Consider the following 9,400-nt stretch of genomic DNA (forward strand, 5'->3'; position numbering starts at 1 on the left):
TCCCATCCCGAACAGGACCGTGAAACGACTCCACGCCAATGATAGTGCGGATACCCGTGTGAAAGTAGGTAATCGTCAGGCTCCTCATTCGCTGCAGTCCATCGCAGCTTCGCCAAAACCCCACCCCTAAAAGGTGGGGTTTTTGCGTTTCGGGCTCCACCCTTCAAAACCCCGCTCCGAACACCCCTCCATCACCCGCTTTCGCCTTCTTCAACACGCTAAAATAGTGCTTTAGCCGGATGTCCTCTCGGCTTTTGCAAAACAGGTCACCATGCTACGTCTAAGCGAAATCAAGCTGCCGCTTGAGCATTCGGAAAGCGAACTCGAGTCGGCAATTCGCTCACGTCTCGCGCTTATTCATATCCCCGCTGATAGCCTGATCCGCTATACGGTATTTCGTCGTGCGCATGATGCACGCAAGCGCTCCGACATCAAACTAACGTACGTCGTTGATGTCGACGTGAAGGACGAAGCGAGCGCACTTCGATATCTGAACGATCAACCGCATTGCACCGTGACGCCAGACATGGCGTACAAGTTCGTCGCGAAGGCACCGGTACCGATGACATCGTCGAGACCGGTTGTGATTGGCATGGGTCCGTGCGGATTGTTCGCTGGACTGATTCTCGCGCAGATGGGCTTTCGCCCCATCATCCTGGAACGTGGCAAGGCTGTTCGCGAACGGACCAAAGACACCTGGGGCTTGTGGCGGAAAAACGTGCTGAACCCAGAGTCGAACGTGCAGTTTGGCGAAGGTGGCGCCGGGACGTTTTCGGATGGCAAACTATACAGCCAGATCAAGGACCCGAAGCACTACGGGCGCAAGGTGCTCGAAGAGTTCGTGCTTGCCGGCGCGCCCGAAGACATTCTCTATCTGAGCCGGCCGCATATCGGTACGTTTCGACTAGTCGGAATGGTCGAGAAAATGCGCGCGACAATTCATCAACTCGGTGGTGAAGTCCGCTTCGAATCGCGTGTTGAAGATATCGAGATCGACGGCGGAAAGGTGCGAGGTCTCACGCTTTCGAACGGGGAAACGCTGCGCTGCGATCACGTCGTGTTATCGGTGGGACATAGCGCGCGGGACACGTTCGAAATGCTGCACGATCGTGGCGTCTACATGGAAGCAAAACCGTTTTCACTCGGATTCCGTATCGAGCATCCGCAAGGGCTGATTGATCGGAGTCGGTTCGGCAAGTTCGCTGGACATAAACTGCTAGGTGCAGCGGATTACAAAGTCGTTCATCACTGCAGCAACGGGCGTGCGGTCTATAGCTTTTGCATGTGTCCCGGTGGAACGGTGGTGGCGGCGGCGTCCGAACCGGGACGCGTGGTCACGAATGGGATGAGCCAATATTCGCGCAACGAGCGTAATGCGAACGCGGGCATTGTCGTGGGAATTACGCCGGACGATTTTCCGGGCGGTCCGCTCGCGGGGATCGCGTTTCAAAGGCAGTGGGAAGAGCGGGCGTTTGAGCTGGGTGGTGGTGATTACTGCGCGCCGGCGCAGTTGGTCGGTGACTTTATCGCAAGGCGGCCATCTACTGCGCTTGGAACGGTCGAGCCGTCGTACAAACCTGGCGTTCGTATGACCGACCTGACCAGCGCATTGCCAGAGTATGTGGTCGAGGCGATTCGCGAAGCATTGCCGCAGATCGACAAGAAGATTCCCGGCTTCGCTATGCACGACGCCGTGCTGACAGGCGTGGAGACACGCACGTCGTCGCCGATACGGGTTCGCCGAAAAGATGATTATCAAAGTGTGAATGTCGATGGGCTTTACCCCGCGGGCGAAGGCGCAGGATATGCCGGTGGTATTTATTCGGCCGCGATCGATGGGATAGAGGTAGCCGAGGCGCTGGCGTTGAAAATGATGGCCGGTTAAGGCGTGAGGTCACATCGAGGTCGTTAGTTTGATGCCCATGGCGACTACATATTTGTTCGTCAGCATCCGATGGGTTAGATACGGCTGAGGCGCCATCGCCGGACGAAATGGCGGATTGTGCGCTTGCGTGACCTCGGCGCAGGACTGCACGTGGTCGCGCGAGCTAAGTCCCATTTCACCGCAGTCGATACCCGGTCGATTTTCGCCAGCGGTCCTTTGAGTTGCTTCAGGCTATCGGGGCAGCCGGTTTGCCCGTGCCAACCGCCACTACCATCGCGGCTGTCCGTTCAGCATGAGCGCCCGTTTGGTCTTCTGGGTGAGCGCGCGAACCATGACGCTGCATTTTCACTACTGCAATCGATGTCCAGGCGACATCCGCTGACCGCTCCCACTGGGCGGCTGTCGAAGGTCTCGAAGCAACCGCTGCGCATGCATATGGACGCCGGTATGTCTAACCGGCGATGTCCTTAGCCGCGATCAATGGCATCGAAATGGCGAAAGTCCCGAAGCAAAGCACGATCAACGCGCTTCGTCGACCTCAATCATCAGCCCATCAAGTAATCACACCCACCTGCCATGGCACGAACTCGTTCTGCCCGTAACCGTGCGCTTCGCTCTTCGATGCAACTCCTGACGCGCAGTCGAGCATCATCTGAAAAATGGCTTCGCCAAGTTGATCGATGGACGCCGTTCCATCGACCACCCCACCGCAGTTGATATCGATGTCTTCTTCCTGCCGTTCCCACAGCGCTGTGTTTGTGGCGAGCTTCAGCGAAGGCGAGGGCGCACAGCCATAAGCCGAGCCGCGCCCGGTTGTGAAACAGATCAAATTCGCGCCCGACGCAACCTGACCCGTTGCCGAGACAGGGTCGTACCCAGGCGAATCCATGAACACAAAACCTTTTGCGTCAACAGGTTGAGCGTACTCATAGACCTCCACGAGCTTGGTCGTGCCGCCTTTCGCCACCGCGCCTAGCGACTTTTCGAGAATCGTCGTCAAGCCACCGACCTTGTTTCCCGCAGAGGGATTGTTGTCCATCGCCGCACCATTTCGCGCGCAATAGTCCTCCCACCATTTGATGCGGGTCAGCAATTTTTCGCCGACTTCCCGGCTCACCGCGCGTCGCGTAAGCAGATGTTCTGCACCGTAGACCTCGGGCGTCTCGGAGAGAATCGCCGTGCCGCCATGCTGAACGAGACGGTCGACGGCCGCGCCCAGCGCCGGATTCGCCGAGATCCCTGAATAACCGTCCGAGCCCCCGCACTGCAAGCCAACCACCAAGTGCGAGGCCGGCACGGGTTCGCGCTGGACGCGATTGGCATCGGCGAGCAGATCTTTCACCATCGCGATGCCACGTTCGATAGTCTTGCGCGTGCCGCCGCTATCCTGGATCGTGAAGCTGCGCAGTTTCGCGCCGTCATCTTTCAGGCCCGCCGAACTGAGGATGCCCGAGATCTGATTCGTCTCGCAGCCGAGGCCGATGAACAGCACCGAATGGAAGTTTGGATGCACGGCGTAACCCGCGAGTGTGCGTCGCAAGATCGCGATACCGTCGCCGAGCGAATCGATGCCGCAGCCCAGTCCGTGCGTCAACGCGATCACGCCATCCACGTTTGGATAATCGGCGAGCGCTTCAGGACGGACATCGCGGCGAAAGTGATCAGCGATCGCACGCGCCACTGTGGCCGAACAATTCACACTCGTCAGGATGCCGATGTAATTGCGCGTGGCCACGCGGCCGTCGTCGCGACGAATACCCATGAATGTGGCGGGTTTATCGACGAATTGAGTTTCGCGCATATCGACACCGAATTCATGCTCGCGCTCGAAATCCGCCATGCCAAGGTTATGGACGTGCACATGTTGGCCACGCAAGATGTCATTCAATGCCACGCCGATGATCTGGTTGTAGCGCCTGACGGGTTCACCTTTTGTGATGTCGCGAGTAGCGATCTTGTGGCCCGGCGGAATCAGGCCGCTCACCACGAGCGGTTCTACTTCTGTTGTAATGCGCGCGCCCGACATGAGCTGGCGCGTGGCGATCACGACATCGTCGTTGGGATGAAGCCGGATAACAGTGTGATCAGTGGACATAGCAAGTATTCCTCAGGACAGCGCCGCGCCAAGCCGCCGCTGGTCGATATTCAAGCCGAGTTGATGCGCAAGCTCGACAGCCGGTTTGAAGCGGCGTTGCTTTTTCTCTGCGTGATTGCGCGCGATGTCGGAGAGCCGGTGATCCAGAAACGGATTCTCGAAGCGGTCGCGGACCTCGACAAGATAGGCGCGTGCGGCGTCGTGCTTGCCGAGGGCATCGAAGACGGGAAGCACTTCGTCGCGCCATGTCGATTCCAATACCGTACGCCACGCTTCGTTACGCATGGCATCGCGGACGTTGGTATCGGCGGCGGATTGATCGGCGAGCCAGAGTTCCGCGAGCATCGTATGGCCGAGGTTGAGCAGCAGGAGTTTGAGGCGCTCGTAGTGAGCGAGGTCGTCGGTGAGGACAATATCTTCATGCTCGCAAGGCAGAACCATGCCGGGTTGGCGTTCAATTGCCCATAACGCGTAGGGCTCGGCAATGGCGCCAACAGGATGGATCGGTTCCGAGACAATGCGGTCGACCAGCGAGTTGACCCATATGCAATCGTGCTGCAAATAGCGGATGAACGAGTCGTCTGCTTGCCACTGCTTTGCAATGCCAGTAACCAGATCGCGCAAGGTGTCGCCGTTACGCGAAACCAGTTCGCAAGGCAGCAAGGTCACCGGTTCTGCGCCTGCGACAAACCGGTCGTGCAGCAGAACCGCGAGTTTGGCGGGAAATCCGCGCGGAACGGAGTTCTCTTTGAGGCTTCGCGCGCTATCTTCGGCGCATGAGGCGTAGCCCGTGTCGCCGGTATTCGACACGATCACCTTGACGTCGTGACACACGCGTTCACGTAGTCTCGACCAGTCATCGGTGGCGTTGAGAGCTTCGGTGATTGCGTCGCATTGAACGGTGACGTCAATCGTCGAGTCGCATTGCCGGCCGCGGATCCGCACCGGGTACACGCTCGAGGCACGCAATGCGTCAATCCGCGCGCGGCTTTCCGCATTCGATGTGCTCTGGACGACGGTGATCTGTCCAAGCGCCTTCGACGGCTCACGGCGCGCAGCCACCGCAACGAACAAGTCAACGTGCGCCTGGAGAAAGCGGCTCGTGCCGAACTGGAGAATCGGATTGCTCATCGTCTATATCGGCGTGTCAGCACTCGACCAGTGCTTTGATCACGCCCGCCGACGGATCGAGCAGTTTGGCAAATTCGCTGGGCAGATCGCGTAATTGGAGCGTGTGCGTATTCAGCGCCGCCGTGGGAATAAGGCCCGCGCGCATCGCGGAAAGTACGGTTTCAAAGTCGTCCGGCGTGGCGTTCCGGCTCGCGAGCAGCGTGGTTTCGCGTTTGTGAAACTCGGGATCTGCAAACGAGATCCGATCGCTAACAATCGATATCAGCACGTATTTGCCGCCATGTGCGACGAATTCCAAACCGCGTTCCATTGCTTTCACGTTGCCGGTGGCGTCGAATACGATGTCGAAAAACTCGTTGCCCGTGAGTTCCGCAAGCTGTTTCGCATCCGCCGCAACGCCGGTCGTGTCCAGAGGCACGATATGGTCGGCGTTTAGCAGCGTCTCGCAAAATCGCAACCTGTCCTCGCGGCCATCCAGCACCGTAACCTCCGCGCCGCGCAGCTTGGCGAAGATCAACGCCGCCATTCCGATCGGACCCGCGCCGACCACCAACGCCCGCTGCTTCGGCTGCGCGTCGGCTCGCGCGACAGCGTGCGCGCCGATAGCCAGGAATTCGATCATCGCAGCCTGATCCAGCGTCACGCCGTCGGCCTTGAACACAAATGCCTGCGGTACGGCGAGTTGCTCAACCAGACCGCCGTCCGTATGGACGCCCAGGACGCGAATATTCATGCAGCAATTCGGCTTCTTGGCCCGGCACGCGATACATTTCCCACACGCAAGATAAGGCATGACGTACACCTGATCGCCCTTTGCCACGCGTGCGCCGGCCGGCGCCGACTCCACAATTCCCGACAACTCATGCCCCATCACCCGCGGATACGATAGATACGGCTGCTTCCCGGTATAGATATGCAGGTCCGTGCCGCACACGCCGACGCGCTTGATGCGGATCAACACGTCGTCAATACCGGGTACGGGCGACGGGCGATCAATCAGAACGAGCGAGCCGGGTTGTTCGCAGATGACAGTTTTCATGGGGATAGGATTGATTTTTTGGCCTTACCAGAATGCATGTTAGTTTCCTAAAACGTAACTGGTCAAGCCAATTAGCCTCGGCTAGGGGTTTGGCCTGACCATCGGCGCCATCTGGCAGCATCGTTGTTTAGAATTCAGCCTTTCCGCCGATACGGCCCGTTTATCCAAAAAAGGAGCCTTCGTGGCTGTCAAACCCACCGAGACGCGTCGTCTCTACCTTCAGATCGCCGATAAACTGCGCGCGCTGATCGAAGAACAAGGCTTCGCGCCGAACGGCCGACTGCCGTCCGAGCGTGAGCTGGCGCTGATGTTGGGGGTCTCGCGGCCGTCCGTGAGAGAGGCGCTGGTCGCGTTGGAGCTGGAAGGGCGCGTCGAGATCCGGATGGGATCGGGCGTCTATACCTGTGCACCGTCCGCGCCCGGCGCGCGCTCGAGTTTGCCGCCAGGAACGGAATTCGGCGAAAGTCTGCTCGAAATCATGACGGCACGGATGGTAATTGAAGGCGCGATCGCGGCGAATGTTGCGGCATTCGGCAAACCGAAGGCGCTTAAGGCGCTACGCGAGATCTACGAACGCATGGCGCTGGAAGTGGCGAACGGGCAGATTCCGCTTGCCGCGGACCGCGCGTTCCATCTAGCGGTGGCGCAAATGTCAGGAAACGATGTGCTGGTGCGCACGGTAGCTGGACTCTTCGACGAGCGGCATAGCCCGCTGTCATCGAAGCTGCGTGTGCATTTTGAGGGGGAGGAAACGTGGGCGGCCGCGTTAAGCGAGCACAAGGACATACTGGACGCGCTCGAAGCGCGCGATGCCATTCAGGCCCAGGCTTCCATGCAGCGTCATTTGAAGGCGTCGTACGGGCGGTTGATGACGCGCCGCAAGCATTCATAAAGCTACATCAGGCCAGTCCGCAATCCACCCGGACTGGTCTCCGAACAACGTACAAGCAGCGTTCAACCAGGATAAGCCTCGTCCACTTTCAGCCCGGCGAGCTTGAAAATTACGCGCAGCGTCTGCGGCGCAATCTCGCGCCGCGAGGCGAGTGTCGTCAGCACGAAATCCATCACTTTCGCGTACTTGAGCATGGTCAGGCACGTTTCCATGTCGGTTGTGCCGTCGCGCATGACTTCTGCGAGGCGCAACATTTCGCCGGAAATCTCTCGGGCCATTTCGAGTTCAAGTTGCTGTTTTTCGCTCCACTCGGGCATTGACGTGAGCTTTGCAAGCATTTCCTGAAACTGCTGTTCGGCTTTACTGTCTCGGATTGGGTCCATCGCCGTCCTCAATTTTGTTCGCGTGTTCCCCGTGGGAACGCGCCGTGTGTGTTAGGTGTTACGTAACAGACCGTGCGTCGACGTTCGCCGGTGCGTTTCACCGGCCATGACCTCAAGCGTTGCCGAGGTCATCGTTTCGTCGCGCCTGCCTTGCTACCAGGGCGTCCTGCTATAAAAGTTGCGGCCTCGTGCCGCCGTAATATGCGTCCATCCCGTTGGTTTTCCCGTTCTAAATGCACGAAATGTTCCATCTGAAACCCGGGTTCCTCAGTGCTACTTCGAGGAGACTTGAAACCTCTGACGGTTCCCGATGCTGCGTCATGCGGGAGCGTCTATGCGCTTTTGGGTAAACTTGCCGATTTACATCGATACAACCAGCGGTTAGCGCACACTTCGCGCCGAAATCCCCGTGCGACCCCGCCTACAGAATCACTACGGTATCCAGACGATGGCCAAGAAGTCCAGGGCGCCGAACGCGCCCATTGCATCAACGGATTCGTCCGATCAAAAGCCGGAAACAACGTCGGCCAAACACGACATCCGTCCCGGTCAGTCCCTCGAACTTTTGAAGGAACTGCACATCTTGACGCGCGACGGCAAGATGAATCAAGACAGTCGTCGAAAGTTGAAACAGGTCTATCACCTGTTCCAGTTCATCGAACCTTTGCTTGCGGAAATTCATGCAAAAGAAGGTTCGGTGTCGCTGGTCGATCATGGAGCGGGCAAGTCTTACCTTGGCTTCATTCTCTACGATCTCTACTTCAAGGCTCTGCGCGATCGGTCACATATCTTTGGTATTGAGACACGTTCGGAGCTTGTTCAAAAGTCGGAGGAATTGGCCGCGCGGTTGGCGTTCGAGGGTATGTCGTTTGTGAATCTATCGGTGGCCGAATCGATTACGTCAGACCGTTTGCCCGCGACCGTGGATGTCGTCACGGCGTTGCATGCTTGCAATACGGCGACCGACGACGCGATTCATTTCGCTTTGCAGAAGAAAGCGAAAACCATCGTGGTGGTGCCGTGTTGTCAGGCTGAAGTAGCTTCGGTTCTACGCAAGAACAAAGGGCATTCGCTCTCGAAGAACGTGCTGACCGAGATGTGGCGGCATCCGCTGCATACGCGCGAATTCGGCAGCCAGATCACGAATGTGCTGCGCTGCTTGCAACTGGAATCGCATGGGTATCAGGTGAGCGTGACGGAACTTGTCGGCTGGGAGCACTCGATGAAAAACGAGTTGATCATCGCGCAGTTCAAGGATCTGCCGCGCGGAAAACCCGCGCAGCGTTTGTCCGATGTACTGGAGACGCTCGGTCTAGAAGAGATGCGCGAGCGTTTCTTTACGACTTGAACTTGGCGTCGCGTTTCATGTGTTCGAGCCAGCCGGCGTGACCAAGACGGCGTAGCGTGGCCATATTGCGCTCGTAGATATCAGCGGCGTCGGGAAACGCTTCTACTGCGCGTTCGATGCTCGCCTCGCGCAGCAAATGGAAGATCGGATACGGCGCGCGATTTGTGAAATTTTCGATGTCGTCGGATTCGGCGTCATCGAATTGATAGTTCGGATGAAAGCTCGCGATCTGTAGTTCACCTTCCAGCTTCAACTGTTTCAGGAGGGTATCGGCGAAATGAAGTGCGTCGTTGTACTCGGCGAAATTCGCCAGCGCGTGCGGGACGATCAACAACGTGGTGTCGGTTTGATCCGGATCCGTTTCGGCCAGAAACTTCAGTTCGGTTTCGATATCGGCGAGCACACCTTCGAACGTGCGCGCCTCGCTGACGGCGTAGCGGATCTGGTCCTTCACATACACGGCTTTCGCAAACGGGCATAGGTTCAGGCCAATGACTGCACGCGTCAGCCAATGCCGCGTTGTATTGATAATCTCTTCGTTCACCGTTCAATCCTGTCTTCACCGCACGCCGCTTTCACGAGCAGAGCAGCGGTGGATGGCGCTGCACGCATGGGTCCGCAACCGGG

At 58.1% G+C, this 9,400-nt stretch carries 8 protein-coding genes; 3 read left to right on the plus strand and 5 right to left on the minus strand.

Annotated features, from left to right (window positions below; all coding sequences use genetic code 11):
- Positions 1-271: 271 nt before the first annotated feature.
- Complete coding sequence (locus JWR14_RS09950) at positions 272-1,885, plus strand: NAD(P)/FAD-dependent oxidoreductase (RefSeq protein ID WP_299705276.1); 1,614 nt, start codon at positions 272-274, stop codon at positions 1,883-1,885.
- A gap of 553 nt (positions 1,886-2,438) precedes the next feature.
- Here JWR14_RS09950 and JWR14_RS09955 read toward each other — a convergent pair.
- From JWR14_RS09955 to JWR14_RS09965, 3 genes are read right to left on the minus strand one after another with little or no spacing between them, the layout of a single operon-like run.
- Positions 2,439-3,980: an altronate dehydratase family protein gene (locus tag JWR14_RS09955; RefSeq protein WP_299705279.1), complete on the minus strand. Its 1,542-nt coding sequence runs from the start codon at positions 3,978-3,980 to the stop codon at positions 2,439-2,441.
- A 12-nt stretch (positions 3,981-3,992) separates the two neighbouring features.
- Positions 3,993-5,111: a mannitol dehydrogenase family protein gene (locus JWR14_RS09960; RefSeq protein ID WP_299705282.1), complete on the minus strand. Its 1,119-nt coding sequence runs from the start codon at positions 5,109-5,111 to the stop codon at positions 3,993-3,995.
- 16 nt (positions 5,112-5,127) lie between these two features.
- Positions 5,128-6,150 carry a zinc-binding alcohol dehydrogenase family protein gene (locus JWR14_RS09965; protein WP_299705285.1) on the minus strand — a complete coding sequence of 341 codons (1,023 nt, stop codon included), beginning with the start codon at positions 6,148-6,150 and terminating at the stop codon, positions 5,128-5,130.
- 181 nt (positions 6,151-6,331) lie between these two features.
- Between JWR14_RS09965 and JWR14_RS09970 the strand changes: the two genes are divergently transcribed.
- Positions 6,332-7,042, plus strand: coding sequence for a FadR/GntR family transcriptional regulator (locus tag JWR14_RS09970; protein WP_299705288.1), 711 nt, complete (start codon positions 6,332-6,334; stop codon positions 7,040-7,042).
- Between the two features lie 62 nt (positions 7,043-7,104).
- Here JWR14_RS09970 and JWR14_RS09975 read toward each other — a convergent pair whose 3' ends face one another.
- A complete protein-coding gene (locus JWR14_RS09975) occupies positions 7,105-7,425 on the minus strand; it encodes a hypothetical protein (protein ID WP_031362147.1) in 321 nt (106 codons plus the stop codon).
- A 409-nt stretch (positions 7,426-7,834) separates the two neighbouring features.
- Here JWR14_RS09975 and JWR14_RS09980 point away from each other — a divergent pair, with 409 nt between their 5' ends.
- Positions 7,835-8,773, plus strand: coding sequence for an SAM-dependent methyltransferase (locus tag JWR14_RS09980; protein WP_299705297.1), 939 nt, complete (start codon positions 7,835-7,837; stop codon positions 8,771-8,773).
- On the opposite strand, the gene JWR14_RS09985 is transcribed toward JWR14_RS09980, so the two are convergent.
- The gene (locus JWR14_RS09985; RefSeq protein ID WP_299705299.1) at positions 8,763-9,317 is read right to left on the minus strand and encodes a DUF1415 domain-containing protein; all 555 of its coding nucleotides are present in this window, start codon (positions 9,315-9,317) and stop codon (positions 8,763-8,765) included. The two genes, JWR14_RS09980 and JWR14_RS09985, sit on opposite strands and share 11 nt — an antisense overlap.
- Between the last annotated feature and the right edge of the window lie 83 nt (positions 9,318-9,400).

The organism is Caballeronia sp. (genome assembly GCF_028292365.1).
GTDB lineage: Bacteria > Pseudomonadota > Gammaproteobacteria > Burkholderiales > Burkholderiaceae > Caballeronia.

What these genes read in the sequence shown, in the direction of transcription:
- JWR14_RS09950 (WP_299705276.1), top strand. Translation starts at nt 272, where the DNA reads ATGCTACGTCTAAGCGAAATCAAGCTGCCGCTTGAGCATTCGGAAAGC.
- JWR14_RS09955 (WP_299705279.1), bottom strand. Translation starts at nt 3,980, where the DNA reads ATGTCCACTGATCACACTGTTATCCGGCTTCATCCCAACGACGATGTC.
- JWR14_RS09965 (WP_299705285.1), bottom strand. Translation starts at nt 6,150, where the DNA reads ATGAAAACTGTCATCTGCGAACAACCCGGCTCGCTCGTTCTGATTGAT.
- JWR14_RS09975 (WP_031362147.1), bottom strand. Translation starts at nt 7,425, where the DNA reads ATGGACCCAATCCGAGACAGTAAAGCCGAACAGCAGTTTCAGGAAATG.
- JWR14_RS09960 (WP_299705282.1), bottom strand. Translation starts at nt 5,111, where the DNA reads ATGAGCAATCCGATTCTCCAGTTCGGCACGAGCCGCTTTCTCCAGGCG.